This window comes from Streptomyces sp. CNS606, assembly GCF_000426325.1.
Window position 1 is genome coordinate 176,338 of the sequence record NZ_AUFD01000007.1, and the last position, 18,939, is coordinate 195,276.

14 protein-coding genes are annotated in these 18,939 nt (G+C 71.4%); 7 read left to right on the plus strand and 7 right to left on the minus strand.

From position 1 onward, the window contains the following. Window positions 1-65: 65 nt before the first annotated feature. Window positions 66-1,832, minus strand: a complete 1,767-nt coding sequence (gene arc / locus K304_RS0104290) for a proteasome ATPase (protein ID WP_027762740.1) — start codon at window positions 1,830-1,832, stop codon at window positions 66-68. A gap of 250 nt (window positions 1,833-2,082) precedes the next feature. Here arc and K304_RS0104295 point away from each other — a divergent pair, with 250 nt between their 5' ends. Further along, window positions 2,083-2,370 (plus strand): ferredoxin, encoded by a 288-nt coding sequence (locus tag K304_RS0104295; RefSeq protein WP_027762741.1) that lies wholly within the window; start codon window positions 2,083-2,085, stop codon window positions 2,368-2,370. A 60-nt stretch (window positions 2,371-2,430) separates the two neighbouring features. On the opposite strand, the gene K304_RS0104300 is transcribed toward K304_RS0104295, so the two are convergent. The 3 genes from K304_RS0104300 to K304_RS0104310 form a co-directional block, all read right to left on the minus strand. Continuing rightward, window positions 2,431-3,012: a hypothetical protein gene (locus K304_RS0104300; protein ID WP_027762742.1), complete on the minus strand. Its 582-nt coding sequence runs from the start codon at window positions 3,010-3,012 to the stop codon at window positions 2,431-2,433. Between the two features lie 187 nt (window positions 3,013-3,199). Next, window positions 3,200-4,093 (minus strand): tRNA (adenine-N1)-methyltransferase, encoded by an 894-nt coding sequence (locus K304_RS0104305; protein ID WP_027762743.1) that lies wholly within the window; start codon window positions 4,091-4,093, stop codon window positions 3,200-3,202. Window positions 4,094-4,177: 84 nt separating this feature from the next. Continuing rightward, a complete protein-coding gene (locus K304_RS0104310) occupies window positions 4,178-5,476 on the minus strand; it encodes a site-2 protease family protein (protein WP_027762744.1) in 1,299 nt (432 codons plus the stop codon). A gap of 128 nt (window positions 5,477-5,604) precedes the next feature. Between K304_RS0104310 and K304_RS0104315 the strand changes: the two genes are divergently transcribed. After that, window positions 5,605-6,579, plus strand: coding sequence for a RecB family exonuclease (locus K304_RS0104315; RefSeq protein ID WP_027762745.1), 975 nt, complete (start codon window positions 5,605-5,607; stop codon window positions 6,577-6,579). 54 nt (window positions 6,580-6,633) lie between these two features. Next, window positions 6,634-7,305: a response regulator gene (locus tag K304_RS0104320; protein ID WP_027762746.1), complete on the plus strand. Its 672-nt coding sequence runs from the start codon at window positions 6,634-6,636 to the stop codon at window positions 7,303-7,305. A gap of 75 nt (window positions 7,306-7,380) precedes the next feature. Here K304_RS0104320 and K304_RS0104325 read toward each other — a convergent pair whose 3' ends face one another. The 3 genes from K304_RS0104325 to metH all read right to left on the minus strand — a co-directional run bounded on the left by K304_RS0104325 (window position 7,381) and on the right by metH (window position 13,696). Next, window positions 7,381-8,976 carry an ABC transporter substrate-binding protein gene (locus K304_RS0104325; protein WP_027762747.1) on the minus strand — a complete coding sequence of 532 codons (1,596 nt, stop codon included), beginning with the start codon at window positions 8,974-8,976 and terminating at the stop codon, window positions 7,381-7,383. A gap of 292 nt (window positions 8,977-9,268) precedes the next feature. Beyond that, window positions 9,269-10,009: an HAD family hydrolase gene (locus K304_RS27205; RefSeq protein WP_051307847.1), complete on the minus strand. Its 741-nt coding sequence runs from the start codon at window positions 10,007-10,009 to the stop codon at window positions 9,269-9,271. Window positions 10,010-10,183: 174 nt separating this feature from the next. Beyond that, the gene (metH, locus tag K304_RS0104335) at window positions 10,184-13,696 is read right to left on the minus strand and encodes a methionine synthase (RefSeq protein WP_027762748.1); all 3,513 of its coding nucleotides are present in this window, start codon (window positions 13,694-13,696) and stop codon (window positions 10,184-10,186) included. Between the two features lie 213 nt (window positions 13,697-13,909). Here metH and K304_RS0104340 point away from each other — a divergent pair, with 213 nt between their 5' ends. The 4 genes from K304_RS0104340 (at window position 13,910) to K304_RS0104355 (ending at window position 18,871) form a co-directional block, all read left to right on the plus strand. After that, window positions 13,910-14,677 carry an IclR family transcriptional regulator gene (locus K304_RS0104340; protein ID WP_027762749.1) on the plus strand — a complete coding sequence of 256 codons (768 nt, stop codon included), beginning with the start codon at window positions 13,910-13,912 and terminating at the stop codon, window positions 14,675-14,677. Between the two features lie 184 nt (window positions 14,678-14,861). Beyond that, on the plus strand, window positions 14,862-15,668 hold the full coding sequence (locus K304_RS0104345) for an MIP/aquaporin family protein (RefSeq protein WP_027762750.1): 807 nt from the start codon (window positions 14,862-14,864) through the stop codon (window positions 15,666-15,668). A gap of 42 nt (window positions 15,669-15,710) precedes the next feature. After that, window positions 15,711-17,246, plus strand: a complete 1,536-nt coding sequence (glpK, locus tag K304_RS0104350) for a glycerol kinase GlpK (protein WP_027762751.1) — start codon at window positions 15,711-15,713, stop codon at window positions 17,244-17,246. Window positions 17,247-17,251: 5 nt separating this feature from the next. Next, window positions 17,252-18,871, plus strand: a complete 1,620-nt coding sequence (locus K304_RS0104355; protein WP_037789213.1) for a glycerol-3-phosphate dehydrogenase/oxidase — start codon at window positions 17,252-17,254, stop codon at window positions 18,869-18,871. Window positions 18,872-18,939 lie beyond the last annotated feature (68 nt).

An 18,939-nucleotide genomic window follows, 5' to 3' on the forward strand; every position in this document is an offset into this window, starting at 1 on the left:
TCCCGTCGCCAACCGACCGGCTGCGGGTGCCCCGGCCGGGGCGCCCGCAGCCGGTCGGTCCGTCCTTACAGGTACTGTCCGGTGTTGGCCACCGTGTCGATGGAGCGTCCCGTGTCCGCACCCTGCTTTCCGGTGACGAGGGTACGGATGAACACGATCCGTTCGCCCTTCTTGCCGGAGATGCGAGCCCAGTCGTCGGGGTTGGTGGTGTTGGGAAGGTCCTCGTTCTCCTTGAACTCGTCGACGCAGGCGGCGAGCAGGTGAGAGACGCGGAGTCCCTTCTGGTTCTGGTCGAGGAAGGCCTTGATGGCCATCTTCTTCGCGCGGTCGACGATGTTCTGGATCATCGCTCCGGAGTTGAAGTCCTTGAAGTAGAGGACTTCCTTGTCGCCGTTCGCGTAGGTGACCTCCAGGAAGCGGTTCTCCTCCGATTCAGCGTACATCTGCTCGACGACGGACTGGATCATGCCGTCGACGGTGGTGACCGGGTCGCCGTTGTGTTCGGCCAGGTCGTCGGAGTGCAGCGGAAGGGTGGAGACGAGGTACTTGGAGAAGATGTCGCGGGCCGCCTCCGCGTCGGGCCGCTCGATCTTGATCTTCACGTCGAGCCGGCCGGGGCGCAGGATCGCCGGGTCGATCATGTCCTCGCGGTTGGAGGCGCCGATGACGATGACGTTCTCCAGCCCTTCGACGCCATCGATCTCGGAGAGCAGCTGGGGGACGATGGTGTTCTCCACGTCCGAGCTGACTCCGGAGCCGCGGGTGCGGAAGAGGGAGTCCATCTCGTCGAAGAAGACGATGACGGGCGTGCCCTCGCTCGCCTTCTCCCGGGCCCGCTGGAAGACCAGCCGGATGTGCCGTTCGGTCTCGCCGACGTACTTGTTGAGGAGCTCGGGGCCCTTGATGTTGAGGAAGTAGCTCTTCCCCTGGGGCTTGCCGGTGACCTCGGCGACCTTCTTGGCGAGGGAGTTGGCGACGGCCTTGGCGATGAGGGTCTTGCCGCATCCGGGCGGGCCGTAGAGCAGGACGCCCTTGGGCGGGCGGAGTTCGTGCTCCTTGAAGACGTCCGGGTAGAGGTAGGGCAGCTCGACCGCGTCGCGGATGGACTCGATCTGCCCGCCGAGTCCGCCGATGCGGTTGTAGTCGATGTCCGGGACCTCTTCGAGGACGAGTTCCTCGACCTCGCTCTTGGGGACGATCTCGTAGACGTAGCCGGAGCGGGACTCCAGGAGCAGAGCGTCTCCGGCGCGCAGGGTGGCCTGGAGCAGGGGCTCGGCGAGCCGCACGACGCGTTCCTCGTCGGTGTGGCCGACGACCAGCGCGCGCTCGCCGTCCTCCAGCACCTCCTTGAGGGTCACGATGTCGCCGGCGCGCTCGAACTCCATGGCCTCGACCACGTTGAGCGCTTCGTTGAGCATGACCTCCTGGCCGCGGCGGAGCTCCTCGAGCTCCACGCTGGGACTGACGTTCACCCGGAGCTTGCGGCCCCCGGTGAAGATGTCGGCCGTGCCGTCCTCGTTGGCCTGAAGGAAGGCTCCGAAGCCGGCCGGCGGCTGAGCGAGCCGGTCGACCTCCTCCTTGAGGGCCACGATCTGGTCTCGGGCTTCGCGGAGCGTCCCCGCGAGGCGTTCGTTCTGGGCGGACACGCCGGCCAGGTTCGTCTGCAGCTCGACGATCCGCTCCTCGAGAATCCGAGTGTGTCGCGGAGAGTCGGCGAGCTTCCGGCGCAGGACGGCGATCTCCTGCTCGAGACGGGCGACCTCGCCGGACGGGTCATCGATGTCCCGACCCGACCGGATGCCGCGGTTCGTGTCGTCGTCGTGGGCTGCCACGGTCCTCACCTCCTCCAGGGGGAGCTGGACGTTTCTGACCCTACCTGCACGGGTGGGGGTTGAAACCCCTAGATCACAAAGACGCCGGGGTGTGTCCGATCTTCACCCTTGCGCGCCTTCTCACGTCTGTGGAATACCCACCCGCAAACGTGGCGGAACGGCCCGGTTGTATCGTCGGAACTGTCAACACCCGTCCGGGGTGGCGCTATTTCGCCACTTCGTCGCAAGCGAGGGAGCGGCAGGCGGCAGCATGAGTACCGGAAACGAAGCGCTCGAGGTCTGGATCGACCAGGATCTGTGCACGGGCGACGGGATCTGCGCGCAGTACGCGCCGGAGGTCTTCGAGCTGGACATCGACGGTCTGGCGTATGTGAAGGACTCCGGGGACGAGCTGCTCCAGGACAAGGGGGCGACGACGCCCGTGCCGCTGCCGTTGCTGAAGGACGTGCAGGCGTCGGCGGTGGAGTGCCCGGGCGAGTGCATCCATGTGCGCCGGGTTTCGGACAAGGCGGAGGTCTTCGGTCCGGACGCGGAGTGACGGCTCTTCGTCACTCCGCGTGCGCGCGGTGCGTGGGCGGCGCCTCGCCGGGAGTGGGTCTCAGACGCTCTGGGCGACGGGTTCGGGGACGAGCACGAACCGGCCGTCGCGCCATTCCCAGGAGACCTTGCGCTGCTGGTCGGGGCAGCAGCGGGGGACGTCGGGCGAGGAGTAGCCCAGGAGGGTGGCAGCGATCTTCCGGTCACTGTGTTCGCCGACGGTGAACTCCTGGGCGCTCATGCCCTGCTCGGGTGACAGCAGGGTCTCGACCACGGGCGGGGGTGCGCCGGGTTCGGCCGGGTGGGTGAGGACGAAGATGCCGCTGGGCGGGGTGCCGGTGGGGGTGTCGCAGCGGACGAGGGCCACGGTCTCGGCGCGTCCGTCGGCGTCGAAGTCGGCGGAGGCGGAGTCGAGCACGGCGACGGCGGGCTGTTTCCGCGGGCCGCAGTCGACGGGGTAGCGGGCCTGGGCGGCGTCGGGGCCCTTTCCGGGGGTGGTGCCGGTGGGTCCGGCGAGTGCGTCGGGGGGCTGGACCAGGGCGGACACCCCGAGCACGGCGGACAGGGCGGCCGCGGTCGCCACCCAGTGGACGAGTCGGGTGCGGGTGTGCGGAAGGGCGTCCGGGCGGGCCGAGGGCTGCACGGGGGTGGTCTCCTGAGGGAGCTGTGACTGCGGAGGTGCCCAGCATGGTGCCACAGGTCACATCGGCGGGGAACGGCGGGGGGCGTGCCCGGTTCACGTGCCGTCCGGGAGAAGCCGAACGCCGCAACCCGGCGGGCGGGTCGCGGCGTTGGCGCGGGCGTACGAGGGATGGTGGCTGCCGGGGGGCTCAGCGGCTGCCGGAGCCGGGCCCGGAGTAGTCGGCGCCGTAGGCGCCCTTGGCGGGACGGCGGCGGCGCAGCGGAGGTTCGACGCCGTCGGCGAGGCGGCGGGCGGTGAGCAGGAAGCCGGTGTGCCCGATCATGCGGTGGTCGGGGCGTACGGCGAGGCCTTCGACGTGCCAGTTGCGGACCATGGTCTCCCAGGCCTGCGGTTCGTTGAAGGTGCCGTGTTCCCGGATGGTTTCGACGGTGCGGGCGAGCTGGGTGGTGGTGGCCACGTAGGCGCAGAGGATGCCGCCGGGGACCAGGGCCTTGGAGACGGCGTCCAGGCATTCCCAGGGGGCGAGCATGTCGAGGATGACGCGGTCGACGTCGGCGTCGGCGAGGTTGTCCTGGAGGTCGCCGACGGTGAGTGTCCAGGCGGGGTGGGGGGTGCCGAAGTAGCGTTCGACGTTCTGTTCGGCGATCTCGGCGAAGTCGGCGCGGCGTTCGTAGGAGTGGAGCATGCCGTGGTCGCCGACGGCGCGCAGCAGGAAGGTGCTGAGGGAGCCCGAGCCGACGCCGGCCTCGACGACGCGCGCGCCGGGGAAGATGTCGGCCATCGCGAGCACCTGGCCCGCGTCCTTGGGGTAGACGACGGCGGCGCCGCGCGGCATGGACAGGACGTAGTCGGGGAGCAGGGGGCGCAGCGCGAGGTACGCGACGTTTCCGGTGGTACGGACGACACTGCCCTCGGGAGCGCCGATCAGCTCGTCGTGGGGGAAGGCTCCCTTGTGGGTGTGGAAGCTCTTCCCGGCCTCGAGCGTGATCGTGTAGTGGCGTCCCTTGGGGTCGGTGAGCTGGACCTGGTCCCCGACCTTGAAGGGCCCGCGACGGCGGGCGGCACCGGTCGGTTCGGACATGGCCCCAGCCTATCGGGCGCCGGCGGGCGGGTGCGCACGGGGCGGAGGGTGGGCGGGGGCGAGGGCGGTGGTCCTTGCCCCGGGTCAGGCGGAGGGCTTGGCCATCGCGGCGACGAAGGCCTTCTCGACGTCGGTGGTGGACAGCACTCCGTAGATCTCGCCGGTCTCCTCGACGACGAGGTACTCGGTGGCGGGGGTGGCCCGCAGGTGGTCGAGGAGCTCTTCGCCCGCGAGTTCGGCGGAGACCCGCATGCCGTCCTTGAGGTCCTGGGCGAGGGTGCTGACGGCGACCCAGGGCCGGCGGTGTTCGGGGACGCCGACGATGGCGGATTCGCGTACCACGGAGACGGGGTCGCCGCGCCCGTCGACGACGACGAGGGCGCGGGCTCCGGCTTCGTTGGCGCGGCGCAGGGCTTCGGAGAGCGGGGTGTCGTTCTCCACCGGTACGGCGCGGCGGGTCAGGCGGCGGGCGCGGAGGTCGGGGAGGCGTTCACGCAGCCGGGCCACGCGGAGGCTGTTGCCCGCCCCGGTCCAGATGATGGCGGCGAGGATGGCGGCGAGCAGCGCGTCGGTGACGGTGTCGAAGCCGCCGGCGCCGCCGTCGGTGAAGCCTCCGGCGTGAGTGGCGAGGGGGAAGCCGATGAGGACGGCGACAGCGAGGCCGCGCCCGGTCCAGGCGGCGGCGACGGTGCCGGTCATGGCTTTGCCGCTGAGTTTCCAGATGACGGCGCGGAGCATGCGGCCGCCGTCCAGCGGCAGGCCGGGGAGCAGGTTGAACGCGGCGACGATGAGGTTGGAGATCATCAGTCCGGCGAGCAGGACGCCGGGGACGGTGCCGGGTTCCACGGCCTGCATGCCGGCGTAGAAGACGCCGGCGAGGACGAGGGAGAGCAGGGGGCCGACGAAGGCGAGGACGAACTCGCGGCCGGGGGTCTCGGACTCCTTCTCGATCTCGGAGACGCCGCCGAAGAACTGGAGCTGGATGCGCCGCACGGGGAGTTTGAAACGGAGTGCGGCGACGGTGTGGGCGAGTTCGTGGACGAGGACGGAGGCGTAGAAGGCGACGGCGAAGAACAGGGCGATCAGGTAGCGGGCTCCGCCGAGTTCGGGGAGCACGCGGTCGAGCTGGCCGCCGAAGACCCAGGTGATGAGGGCGGCGACGAGGAACCAGCTGGGGGCGACGTAGACGGGCACGCCGAAGGGGCGGCCCATGAGGATGCCGCCGCCGGTGCCCCGGTTCCGCCGGGGGTCGCCGCTTCCGGGGCCGCCGGGGCCCCCTGGGGTGAGCGGCGCGTTCGTCCGCTTCGGCGCGGACGGTTCCCCGGGCCGGGTGGGTCGGCCGGTGCCGTCGTCGCGCGGTTCGCCGTTGTCCGTGTCCGCCACGGGTTCCCCTCTGCCGCTGCTCTCGCACCCCGCGTCACTGCCGCGGTCACTCGATCATGCAGTGCGGGAGCTTCCGGAGTCGATGGTAAGCGCCGTGTTGTCGGTGGCGGGTCGTAGGGTCGGTAGCCATGAGAGACGCAGCCGTCACCGCTCCCGACTCGTTGTCGCCGTCGCGGGCGAGCGACTTCATGCAGTGTCCGTTGCTGTACCGCTTCCGGGTGATCGACCGGCTGCCGGAGAAGCCGTCGGCCGCGGCCACCAGGGGGACGGTGGTGCACGCGGTGCTGGAGCGGCTGTTCGACGCGCCGGCGGCGGAGCGCAGTGCGCCGCGGGCGCGGGCGATGGTGGCGCGGGAGTGGGAGCGGCTGCTGGCGCGGCGGCCGGAGCTGGCGCAGTTGTTCTCCGAGCCGGCCGAGGACGGGGCGCCGGGTCCGGCGGACGGGGCGGAGCTGGCGCGGTGGCTGGCGAAGGCCGAGGGGCTGGTGGAGCGCTGGTTCTCGCTGGAGGACCCGACGCGGCTGGAGCCGGCGGAGCGGGAGCTGCGGGTGGAGGCCCGGCTGGAGTCGGGGCTGCGGCTGCGCGGCATCATCGACCGGGTGGACATCGCGCCGACCGGCGAGGTGCGCATCGTGGACTACAAGACGGGTAAGGCGCCGCGTCCGGAGTACGCGTCCGAGGCGCTGTTCCAGATGAAGTTCTACGCGCTGGTCCTGTGGCGGCTGCGCGGGGCCGTGCCGCGCCGGCTGCAGCTGGTGTATCTGGGCAGTGGCGATGTGCTGACCTACGATCCGGGCGAGTCGGACCTGCGGGCCGTGGAGCGGAAGCTGCTGGCGCTGTGGGAGGCGATCCGGAAGGCGACGGAGACCGGGGACTGGCGGCCCCGGCCGAGCCGGCTGTGCGACTGGTGCGACCACCAGGCGCGCTGTCCGGAGTTCGGCGGCACGCCGCCGCCGTATCCGGTCTCGGTGCAGCCGCGGCTGCCGGAGCCGCGCGGGGAGGACGCCGAGGGCGGGGAGGACGCCGAGGAGCGGGAGGACGTCGTCGAGCCCGGCGCGGTGCGGGAGCCCGGCGCGGCGGAGGGGGTCGCGGAGCCGCGGCTCTGAGGACTGGGCGAGAATGGGGGCGTCAGCCTGCCCGTCCGCCGAAGGGGACTCCACGTGGCCATCCGCGTACTGCTGGTCGACGACCAGCCACTGCTGCGCACCGGATTCCGCATGATCCTGGAGGCGGAGGGCGATCTCGCCGTCGTCGGGGAGGCGGGGGACGGCCTGCAGGCGCTGGATCAGGTGCGGGCGCTGCAGCCGGACGTGGTGCTGATGGACATCCGGATGCCGCGGATGGACGGTGTGGAGGCCACCCGGCAGATCACCGGCCCGGACAAGGACGGCCCGGCGAAGGTGCTGGTACTCACGACCTTCGACCTCGACGAGTACGTGGTGGAGGCGCTGCGGGCGGGGGCGAGCGGCTTCCTGCTGAAGGACGCGCCGGCCGGCGAGCTGGTGCAGGCGATCCGGGTGGTCGCGGCGGGCGAGGCGATGCTGGCTCCGTCGGTGACCCGGCGGCTGCTGGACAAGTACGCCGGGAGGCTGCCGTCGGGGGAGGAACCGCTCCCGGACACGCTGCACACGCTGACCGAGCGCGAGGTGGAGGTGCTGAAGCTGGTGGCCCGGGGGCTGTCGAACGCCGAGATCGCGGCGGACCTGTTCGTGAGCGAGACGACGGTCAAGACCCATGTGGGGCACGTGCTGACGAAGCTGAGCCTGCGGGACCGGGTGCAGGCGGCGGTGTACGCGTACGAGAGCGGCCTGGTGCGGCCCGGCGCCCACTGAGACGGCCGCGGGAGGGCCGGAGGGGCCGGTGCCCCGGCAGGCGGGTCACCGGCCCCTCCGGCTCCGTTCGTGCGGTCAGCTGACGCCGCGTCCGAGCTCCCACAGCTGGAGGACGGAAGCGGAGTTGAGCGCCCATGCGGTGCCGGTGATGTCGTCGCGGGCGGCGATGTACTGCTTGCCCTGCCACAGCGGCAGCACGGGGACCTCTCCGGCGATGACGTCCTGCACGCGGCCGAACTCGTCGGCCGCCTCGGCGCGCTTGGTCTCCCGGCGGGTCTGCGGGATGAGTTCGTCGCGGATCTCGTCGTTGACGTAGGGCGTCTTGAGGAAGTTGTCCTCGGTGAAGAACGGCGCGACGAAGTTGTCCGGGTCTGCGAAATCGGGGAACCAGCCGAAGCCGTAGACGCCGTAGGAACCCTGGGTGGCCTCCTTGCGGTAGGCGTCCCACGGCGTGCCCCGGAGCTCGGTGCGGAAGAGGCCGGTGGCGTCGAGCTGTTCCTTGAGTTCCTGGAACTCCTGGCGGGTGACCGCGCCGTAGTGGTCGGTGGTGTAGTGCAGGGTGAGCGGGACCGGGGTGTCGACGCCCGCTGCGCGCAGGGTGCGGCGGGCGGCGGCGGGGTCGGGCTCGCCGTACTCGTTGAAGAAGGAGTTGCGGTGGCCGATCAGGCCGCTGGGCACCAGGGAGTACAGCGGTTCGGCGGTGCGCTCGTACACGTCGCGCACCAGTGCCTTGCGGTCGACGACCTGGGCGATCGCCCGGCGCACGGCGGGCTGCCCGGCGGTGGGGTCGTCGGTGTGGAAGACGAGGTAGCGGATCTCCTGGCCCGGTGACTCCACGAGGTCGATGCGGTCGTCGTCCGCGATCTTCAGGCGGTTGACCTGGCCGGGCGTCAGCGTCCGGTTCATGACGTCGATCTCACCGTTCTTCAGCGCCTTCTCCATCGCCTCGGCGCTGTCGAAGCTGCGGAGCTCGATGCGGTCGTTGCGGACCTCGAGCGTGCCGGTGTAGTCAGGGTTCCTGACGAAGACGCCGACGCCGTCGGAGGCGTCGTAGGACTCCAGCAGGTAGGGGCCGGAGCCCACGACCTCGGTGCCTTCCAGGTAGCCGTTGCGCGGGTAGGTCCCGCTGTCCAGGATCGCCGCGGCGGGGGTGGCGAGCTTGTAGGGGAAGGTCGCGTCGGGCTTCTTGAGGTGGAAGACGACCTCGGTGTCGCCGGCCGCCTGCACCGTGTCGACGTTGCCGAGCAGCGAGGCGGGGCCGAGGTCGGCGCCGACGTCGAGCATCCGCTCCACCGAGAACTCGACGTCCTGGGCGGTGAGTTCGCTGCCGTCGGAGAACTTCATGCCCTCCCGCAGGGTGCAGCGGTACTGCGTGCCCTGCTTGTCGGTGAACGCGCACTCGCGGGCGGCTTCCGGCTCCGGCTCGGTGCCCGAGCGCGGTGGGCGGAGCAACGTCTGGAAGGTGCTGCGCATGACGTTCCACGACGCGATGTCGTAGGCGGCGGCGGGGTCGAACGGGGCGGGGGTGGCCTCGCCGACCGCGAACCGGTCGGTGGTTCCGACGACGATGGCGTCGCCGCCCGAGTCGCCTGCGGTTCCTCCGCCGCAGGCCGCCAGGGTGGGCGCGAGCAGGCCCAGCAGGGCAGGCAGCACCAGGGTCTTGCGCTTCATCGTCGACGGTCTCCCTCGTCCGGCCGGGTTGTCGCATCAGATAGATGGCCGGGACACAGAGGTTAGTAGTTCTGCGGGGACATGCCGGACAAGCCCGGGTGATCACCCGCTCACGCACCGATAATCTCGATCTTCACTCCGGATACCGGACGCCGTGGGAGGTGAAGAAATCCGGGGGATATCGGGCTTCACGGACGGCTGCCGGGCCCGCGGCGGCCGTCGCGGGCCCCTCACAGGCCGGCCCGGGAGGGGCGTGGCGTGAGGAACGTCACGCCGTCAACTCCGCCGTCCGTCAGGTCGTTTCGTCCCGGGTGAGGGGGCGGCCGGGCCGCGTGCCTCCGCCCGCGACGAGCGCGGAGAGGAACGCCAGGTCGACCTCCTCCAGCGACTTCACGACGGTGCGGCGGCCTTCCGGGGCGATGGGGGCGACCGAGGGGACGGCCACCACGTGGCACCCCGCGGCCTCGGCCGAGGCGACTCCGGTGCTGGTGTCCTCGAGCACCGCACAGCGTCCGGGGTCGGCGCCGAGACGGGCGGCGGCGAGCAGGTAGGGGTCGGGGTGCGGCTTGGTGTGCCGCAGTTCGTCCCCGGCGACGGTGAAGGCGAAGTTCTCGGGGCCGAGCCAGTGCAGCATCCGGTCCATCACGACGCGGTGGGTGGCCGACACCAGGGCGGCCGGCACCTGGTGGGCCCGTAGTTCGGTGAGCAGACGGCGGGCACCGGGCATCAGCGGGACGCCGTGGGCGAGGCGCTCGGTGAACTTGTGGTTGAGCAGCACGGTCAGTTCGCCGAGCGTGATCTCCGCGCCGGTGGCCTCGATGAGGAAGCCCGCGCTGCGCGCCATGGGCCCGCCGACGACGATGTGCCGCCAGGTGTCCTCGAGCTCGTGCCCGAGGTCCGCGAAGACCTCGACCTCCGCGTCCCACCAGGATCCCTCGGTGTCGACGAGGGTGCCGTCCATGTCCAGCAGTACCGCCTGCAGTCCGGCGCCGTCGGCCGTACGGGTGATGGGAGCGGGGAGGGAGCTTGTCATCCGCGTCACGCCTCCTGGAGGGACGAGAAGGCCGGCCGCACGCTCCACCGGGAACGGGCGACCGGCCTGTACCGGACCGTCCAGTGTACGACGGGCACGGATCATGCGCCCGTGGCACGCCGAACGGCGTTCGCGCGGCTACCGTGCGTGCCCTCGGCCACCGTGCGGCACCGGCTACCGTGCGTTGAAGTACTTGGCCTCCGGGTGGTGCAGCACGATGGCGTCCGTCGACTGCTCCGGGTGGAGCTGGAACTCGGCCGACAGTTCCACGCCGATCCGTTCGGGGCGCAGCAGTTCGGCGATCTTCGCCCGGTCCTCCAGGTCGGGGCACGCTCCGTAGCCGAGGGAGAAGCGGGCGCCGCGGTACTTGAGGTCGAACATGTCGGTGATGGCGCCGGGGTCCTCGCCGGCGAAGCCGAGTTCCGCGCGCTGGCGGGCGTGCCAGTACTCGGCCAGGGCTTCCGCGAGCTGCACGGACAGGCCGTGCAGCTCGAGGTAGTCGCGGTAGGAATCGGCGGCGAACAGTTCGCCGGTCGCCTCGCCGATCTTCGAGCCGACCGTGACGACCTGGAGGCCGACGACGTCGGTCTCGCCGCTGTCCTCGGAGCGGAAGAAGTCGGCGAGGCACAGGCGGCGGCCCCGGCGCTGGCGGGGGAAGGTGAAGCGGGTGCGCTCCCCTCCGTCGTCGTCCAGCAGGATCAGGTCGTCGCCCTTGGAGACGCAGGGGAAGTAGCCGTAGACGACGGCCGCCTCCAGGAGGTTGTCGCGCTGGAGGGTGTCCAGCCAGCCGCGCAGGCGGGGGCGGCCCTCGGTCTCGACCAGTTCGTCGTACGACGGTCCGTCACCGGTGCGGGACTCCTTCAGGCCCCACTGGCCCTTGAAGAGCGCTCCCTCGTCCAGCCAGGAGGCGTAGTCCTTCAGGGCGATGCCCTTGACGACGCGGGTGCCGCGGAAGGGCATGCCGGGCACGGGGTTGTCGCGTGCGACGTCGGAGCGCACGGAGCCGTCGTTGGCGGGCTGTTCGGGCAGGGCCGCGTCCCGCTTGGGCACCCGGCGCTTCTTCAGCTCGGGCAGCTCCGCGCCGGGCACTCCGCGCTTGACGGCGATGAGGGCGTCCATGAGGCGCAGCCCCTCGAAGGCGTCGCGGGCGTAGCGGACCTCGCCCTCGTAGATCTCGTGCAGGTCCTGTTCGACGTAGGCGCGGGTGAGGGCGGCGCCGCCGAGGATGACGGGGTAGTCGGCGGACATCCGGCGCTGGTTCAGTTCCTCCAGGTTCTCCTTCATGATCACCGTGGACTTGACCAGCAGGCCGGACATGCCGATGACGTCGGCCCGGTGTTCCTGGGCGGCGTCCAGGATGGCGGAGACGGGCTGTTTGATGCCCAGGTTGACGACGTTGTAGCCGTTGTTGGACAGGATGATGTCGACGAGGTTCTTGCCGATGTCGTGGACGTCGCCGCGGACGGTGGCCAGGACGATGGTGCCCTTGCCCTCGTCGTCCGACTTCTCCATGTGCGGTTCCAGGTGGGCCACCGCGGACTTCATCACTTCGGCGGACTGGAGCACGAACGGCAGCTGCATCTGGCCGGAGCCGAACAGCTCGCCGACGACCTTCATGCCGGCCAGCAGGGTCTCGTTGACGATGTCCAGGGCCGGCCGCTCGGCCAGCGCGGCCTCCAGGTCGTCCTCCAGGCCGTTGCGTTCGCCGTCGATGATCCGGCGCTGGAGGCGTTCCTCCAGGGGCAGTGCGGCGAGTTCCTCGGCCTTGCCGGCCCTGAGGGACTTGCTGTCCACGCCCTCGAAGAGCTCCAGCAGCCGGGAGAGGGGGTCGTAGCCCTCGCGGCGGCGGTCGTGGATCAGGTCGAGCGCCACCTCGACCTGCTCCTCCTCGAGCCGGGCGATGGGGAGGATCTTGGAGGCGTGGACGATCGCGGAGTCCAGGCCCGCCTTGACGCACTCGTCGAGGAAGACGGAGTTGAGCACCTGCCGGGCGGCCGGGTTGAGGCCGAAGGAGATGTTCGACAGGCCGAGGGTGGTCTGCACCTCGGGGTGGCGGCGCTTGAGTTCGCGGATGGCCTCGATGGTGGCGACGCCGTCCTTGCGGGACTCCTCCTGCCCGGTGCAGATGGTGAAGGTGAGGCAGTCGACGAGGATGTCGGACTCGGCGATGCCCCAGTTGGTGGTGAGGTCCTCGATGAGCCGTTCGGCGACGGCGACCTTGTGCTCCGGGGTGCGGGCCTGGCCCTCCTCGTCGATGGTCAGCGCGATCAGCGCGGCGCCGTGTTCGGCGGCGAGGCGGGTGATGCGGGCGAAGCGGGAGTCGGGCCCGTCGCCGTCCTCGTAATTGACGGAGTTGATGACGGCGCGTCCGCCGAGCTTCTCCAGGCCCGCCTGCAGAACGGCGGGTTCGGTGGAGTCGAGCACGATCGGCAGCGTCGACGCGGTCGCGAAACGCCCGGCGAGTTCGGTCATGTCGGCCACGCCGTCGCGGCCGACGTAGTCGACGCAGAGGTCGAGCAGGTGTGCGCCCTCGCGGATCTGGTCCCGGGCCATCTCCACGCAGTCGTCCCAGCGGCCTTCCAGCATGGCGGTGCGGAACTTCTTGGAACCGTTGGCGTTGGTGCGTTCGCCGATCGCCAGGTAGGAGGTGTCCTGGCGGAAGGGCACGGTCTGGTAGAGCGAGGAGGCGCCCGGCTCGGGCTGCGGCGCGCGGGGGGCGGGGGCGCTGCCGCGGACGCGTTCGACGAGCTGCCGCAGGTGCTCGGGGGTGGTGCCGCAGCAGCCGCCCACGAGGGAGAGGCCGTAGTCGCTGATGAACGACTCCTGGGCGTCGGCCAGTTCGGGCGCCGTCAGCGGGTAGTGCGCGCCGTCCTTGCCGAGTACGGGGAGGCCGGCGTTGGGCATGCAGGAGAGCGGGACCCCGGCGTGCTGGGCGAGGTACCGCAGGTGTTCGCTCATCTCGGCCGGGCCGGTGGCGCAGTTCAGGCCGATCATGTCGATGCCCAGCGGCTCCAGCGCGGTCAGCGCGGCGCCGATCTCGGAGCCGAGGAGCATGGTGCCGGTGGTCTCGACGGTGACGGAGCACAGCAGCGGCAGGGACGTGCCGGTCGCTTCCAGGGCGCGGCGCGCGCCGAGCACGGCGGCCTTGGTCTGGAGCAGGTCCTGGGTGGTCTCCACCAGCAGGGCGTCCGCCCCGCCGGCGATCATGCCCTCGGCGTTCTCCTGGTACGCGTCGCGCAGGGCGGCGTAGGGGGCGTGTCCGAGGGTCGGGAGCTTGGTGCCGGGGCCCATGGAGCCGAGGACCCAGCGGACGCGTCCGTCGCCCTCTTCGAACGCGTCGGCGACGTCGCGGGCGATGCGCACCCCGGACTCGGAGAGCTCGAAGATCCGGTGCGGGATGTCGTACTCGCCGAGTGCCGCGAGGTTGGCACCGAAGGTGTTGGTCTCCACGCAGTCCACACCGGCGTCGAAGTACTCGCGGTGGACGGCGGAGACGATGTCCGGGCGGGTGACGTTGAGGATCTCGTTGCAGCCTTCGAGCTGCTGGAAGTCGTCCAGCGAGGGGTCCTGCGCCTGGAGCATCGTGCCCATCGCTCCGTCGGCGACCACGACCCGGGAGGCCAGTGCCTCGCGGAGGGCGTCTGCACGGGTGGTGCGGGCGGGGGACGGCGTGCTCGGCGAGGCCATGGAACTGCTCCAAGGGGTTGCGACGGCTGTCGGCTTTGCGCCACCCGTGGGGACGGCGCACCAGACCAGGGTAGCCGTCGACCGCAAGGCTCTCCCGGGCGTTCCGCGGAGCGGGACGGCACTCCGGGGATTGCCCTCGCCTTTCGGCGCGTCGGCATCAGGCGATAGCGTTCGGCATTGTCGAATGCACTCGATCCGGCAAGGAGTCTGCCGATGGCCCGGACCATCCAGTCGCTCGAACGGGCTGCGGCCGTGCTGCGGCTGCTGGCGGGCGGTGAACGGCGCCTGGGCCTCTCCGAGATCGCCTCCGCCCTCCAGCTCGCCAAGGGCACCGCCCACGGGCTGATTCGCACGCTCCAGCAGGAGGGTTTCGTCGAGCAGGACGAGGCCACCGGCAGGTACACCCTCGGCGCGGAGCTGCTGCGGCTGGGCAACAGCTACCTGGACGTGCACGAACTGCGGGCCCGGGCGCTGGTGTGGACGGACGACCTGGCGCGGTCCAGTGGGGAGAGCGTCTACCTGGGGGTGCTGCACCAGCAGGGGGTGCTGGTGGTGCACCACGTCTTCCGCCCGGACGACAGCCGGCAGGTGCTGGAGGTGGGCGCGATGCAGCCGCTGCACAGCACCGCCCTGGGCAAGGTGCTCTCGGCGTACGACCCGGTGGCGCACAGCGAGGTGCTGGAGTCGCCCCGGGAGGCTCTCACCGGCCGGACCGTGACCGCACCCGAGGGTCTGGAGTCGGTGCTGGAGCTGACCCGTACGCGCGGCTGGGCGGCGGACGTGGAGGAGACCTGGGAAGGGCTGGCGTCCATCGCTGCGCCGATCCACGACCGGCGCCGGATGCCGGTGGGCGCGGTGGGAATCACCGGCGCGGTGGAGCGGGTGTGCGACGGGGCCGGGGAGCTGCGGCCGGCGCTGGTGGCGTCGGTGCGGGACTGCGCCCGCGCGGTGTCCCGGGACCTGGGTTCGGGGCGTTTCTGATGCCCGGCCGCCGCAGGCCGGACGCTCCGCCGGGGAGGGCTCCGGCGGCATCCCCCGGCGTCCAGCCTCTTGACGGTTGCCGCTGGGCGGAGAAAACTGCCGTCCGGCGGTCGGCATTGTCGAACACCGGACGAGAACGCGCACCGCCGCCCGCCCCTCATCGGACGAAACAAAGGAGTCGCCGGTGTCCACCTCCGACATCTTCCTCGGCGAGATCGTCGGCACTGCGGTGCTGATCCTGCTCGGCGGCGGCGTGTGCGCCGCAGTGACGTTCCGGCACTCCAAGGCGTTCAACGCCGGCTGGACGGCCATCGCGCTCGGCTGGGGCATGGCGGTGCTCACCGGCGCCTACATCGCCGCCGGCGTGTCCGGCGCGCACCTCAATCCCGCGGTGACGGTGGGCCTGGCCGTGCAGGGCGGTACCGAGTGGAGCGACGTGCCCGCCTACGTGCTGGCGCAGATGATCGGCGCGATGCTGGGCGCCTCGCTGGTCTGGGTGGCCTATTACGGCCAGTTCCTGGCCCACCTCACCGGCCGGGAGGCGACCGGCGGCCCGGGTGCGCAGGAGACGGCGGTGGCCGACCGTACGGCTCAGGGCCCGGCCACTCCGGGGCCCGGTCCCGTGCTCGGCATATTCTCCACCGCCCCCGAGATCCGGAACACCTGGCAGAACCTCGCCACCGAGGTCGTCGCCACGGTCGTGCTGGTGCTGGCCATCCTCACCCAGGGCCTGAACCAGGAGGGTGAAGGGCTGGGCCCGCTGGGCGTGCTGATCACCGCGCTGGTCGTCGTCGGCATCGGCCTGTCGCTGGGCGGCCCGACCGGCTACGCCATCAACCCGGCCCGCGACCTCGGCCCGCGCCTGGTGCACGCGCTGCTGCCGCTGCCGAACAAGGGCGGATCAGACTGGAGCTACGCCTGGGTGCCGGTGGCCGGCCCGCTGCTCGGCGGCGCACTGGCCGGCGGCCTGTACACCCTCGCCTTCGCCTGAGAACCCGACCACAAGCCCATCCCGACGCCACCGGAGCCCACCATGAGCGAGACCCCCGCCGCGAACGCCCCGAAGCGCGAGTTCATCGCCGCCATCGACCAGGGCACGACCTCCAGCCGCTGCATCGTCTTCGACCGGGACGGCAGGATCGTTTCGGTCGACCAGAAGGAGCACGAGCAGATCCTCCCCCGCCCCGGCTGGGTCGAGCACGACGCCGCCGAGATCTGGACCAACGTCCAGGAGGTGGTCGCCGGCGCACTGGAGCGGGCCGGCATCTCCCGGGAGGACGTCAAGGCGCTCGGCATCACTAACCAGCGCGAGACCACACTGCTCTGGGACCGCGCCACCGGCGAGCCCGTGCACAACGCCCTGGTCTGGCAGGACACCCGGACCGACACGCTGTGCAAGGAGCTGGGCCGCAACGTCGGCCAGGACCGGTTCCGCCGCGAGACGGGCCTGCCCCTCGCCTCCTACTTCGCCGGTCCCAAGATCCGCTGGCTGCTGGACAACGTGGACGGCCTGCGGGAGCGCGCCGAACGCGGCGAGCTGTTGTTCGGCACGATGGACTCCTGGGTGATCTGGAACCTCACCGGCGGTCCGGACGGCGGGGTGCACGTCACCGACGTCACCAACGCCTCGCGCACCATGCTGATGAACCTGCGCACGCTCCAGTGGGACGAGAAGATCTGCGAGTCGATGGGCGTCCCCCTCTCGCTGCTGCCGGAGATCCGCTCCTCGGCCGAGGTGTACGGGCACGCCCGGGGCTCGCTGGAGGGCGTGCCGGTGGCCTCGGCCCTGGGCGACCAGCAGGCCGCGCTGTTCGGTCAGACCTGCTACGCCCCCGGGGAGGCGAAGTCCACCTACGGCACGGGCACGTTCCTGCTGCTGAACACCGGTGAGGAGGCCGTCAACTCCTACAACGGCCTGCTCACCACGGTCGGTTACCGCATCGGCGAGGAGAAGCCGGTGTACGCGCTGGAGGGTTCCATCGCCATCACCGGCGCGCTGGTGCAGTGGATGCGCGACCAGATGGGTCTGATCAACAGCGCGGCCGAGATCGAGACGCTCGCCAGCTCCGTCGACGACAACGGCGGCGCCTACTTCGTGCCCGCCTTCTCCGGCCTGTTCGCGCCGTACTGGCGCTCCGACGCGCGCGGCGTCATCACGGGCCTGACCCGCTACGTCACCAAGGCGCACCTGGCCCGGGCCGTGCTGGAGGCCACCGCCTGGCAGACGCGGGAGATCGTCGACGCGATGCAGAAGGACTCCGGCGTCGAGCTGAGCTCGCTCAAGGTCGACGGCGGCATGACGTCCAACAACCTGCTGATGCAGACCATGTCGGACTTCCTCGACGCCCCGGTCGTACGGCCGATGGTCGCCGAGACCACCTGCCTCGGCGCCGCCTACGCCGCCGGTCTCGCCGTCGGCTTCTGGCCGGACACCGAGGCGCTCCGCGCCAACTGGAAGCGGGCGGCCGAGTGGACGCCCCGCATGGACAGCGAGAAGCGCGAGAGCGAGTACCGCAACTGGCTCAAGGCCGTCCAGCGGACCATGGGCTGGATCGAAGAGGAGAACTGATCAGCATGACCGCGACCACCCTCGGCACGCCCGCCCGCGGCGGGAACGCCTTCGGCCGTCAGGGCCGCGCCGAGACCAGGGAGCTGCTGGACCGGGGAACGTACGACCTGCTGGTGATCGGCGGCGGCATTCTGGGTACTTCGGTCGCCTGGCACGCCGCGCAGTCCGGGCTGCGGGTGGCGATGGTGGACGCCGGCGACTTCGCCGGCGCCACCTCCTCCGCCTCCTCCAAGCTCGTGCACGGCGGGCTGCGCTACCTCCAGACCGGCGCCGTCCGGCTGGTGGCGGAGAACCACCACGAGCGGCGGGTGCTGGCGAAGGACGTCGCCCCGCACCTGGTCAACCCGCTCACCTTCCACCTGCCGGTGTACCGGGGAGGCCCGCACGGCGCGGCCAAGCTGGGCGCGGGCGTGTTCGCCTACTCGGCGCTGTCCGCCTTCGGCGACGGCGTCGGCCGGGTCATCTCCCCCGCGAAGGCGGCCGCGGCGAACCCCGGGCTGCGTACGGAAAACCTCAAGGCAGTCGCGGTCTACTCCGACCATCAGATGAACGACTCGCGGGTGGCGCTGATGACGGTGCGCGCCGCCGTCGAGTCCGGCGCGGTGACGCTCAACCACGCCGAGGTGACCGGACTGCGGTCCGCCGGCGGACGGGTGACCGGCGCGGAGCTGCGGGACCGCCTGGACGGTACCGAGTTCGGCGTCGACGCACGGCTGGTGCTCAACGCCACCGGCCCCTGGGTGGACCACGTGCGGCGGATGGAGGACCCCGGCGCGGCGCCCAGCATCCGGCTGTCCAAGGGCGCACACCTGGTGCTGCGCCGGCGCTCGCCGTGGCGCGCGGCGCTGGCCACACCCATCGACCGGTACCGCATCACCTTCGCCCTGCCGTGGGAGGACCAGCTCCTGCTGGGCACCACCGACGAGGCGTACGAGGGCGACCCGGCCGACGTGAGCGCCACCGAGGCCGACATCGCGCAGATTCTCGACGAGGCGTCGCTCTCGGTGCGCCGCGAGCACCTGTCCCGGGACCTGATGACGTACGCGTTCGCCGGTCTGCGGGTGCTGCCGGGCGGGCCGGGCGGAGTGGAGTCCGCGAAGCGGGAGACGGTGGTCTCGGAGGGCCGTGGCGGCATGCTGTCGGTCGCCGGCGGCAAGTGGACCACCTACCGGCACATCGGACGTGCCGTCATGAACAAGCTGGCCGCGCTCCCCTCCGTGGGCGGGACCGCCGGGGCGGCAGGCGTGCCGGTACCGGTCTCCTCGCTGGTGCGGCGCACGCCGCTGCCCGGTATCGCCAACCCGGACGCGGTGGCCCACCGGCTGCTGGCGGACGGGCGGACCGGGGCCGGCATGGACCCGGCGACGGCACGTCAGCTCGCCACCCACTACGGCTCCCTCGCGTTCGACGTCGCGCGGCTGGTGGACGCGGACGCGGCGCTGGGCGAGCGGATCCACCCGGACGGGCCGGAGATCTGGGCGCAGGTCGTCTACGCGCGGGACCGGGAGTGGGCGCAGACCGTGGACGACGTGCTGCGCCGCCGCACCACGCTGACCGTGCGCGGCCTGGACACCGAACCGGTCCGCGACCGGGTCGCGGCGCTGCTGGCGGCGCGCGAGGACTGACGGCCGCTCCCCCGCTCCCGTGTGGCAGGGTGATCACCCGTCCGGCGTACGGGAGTGGGGGAACGTTC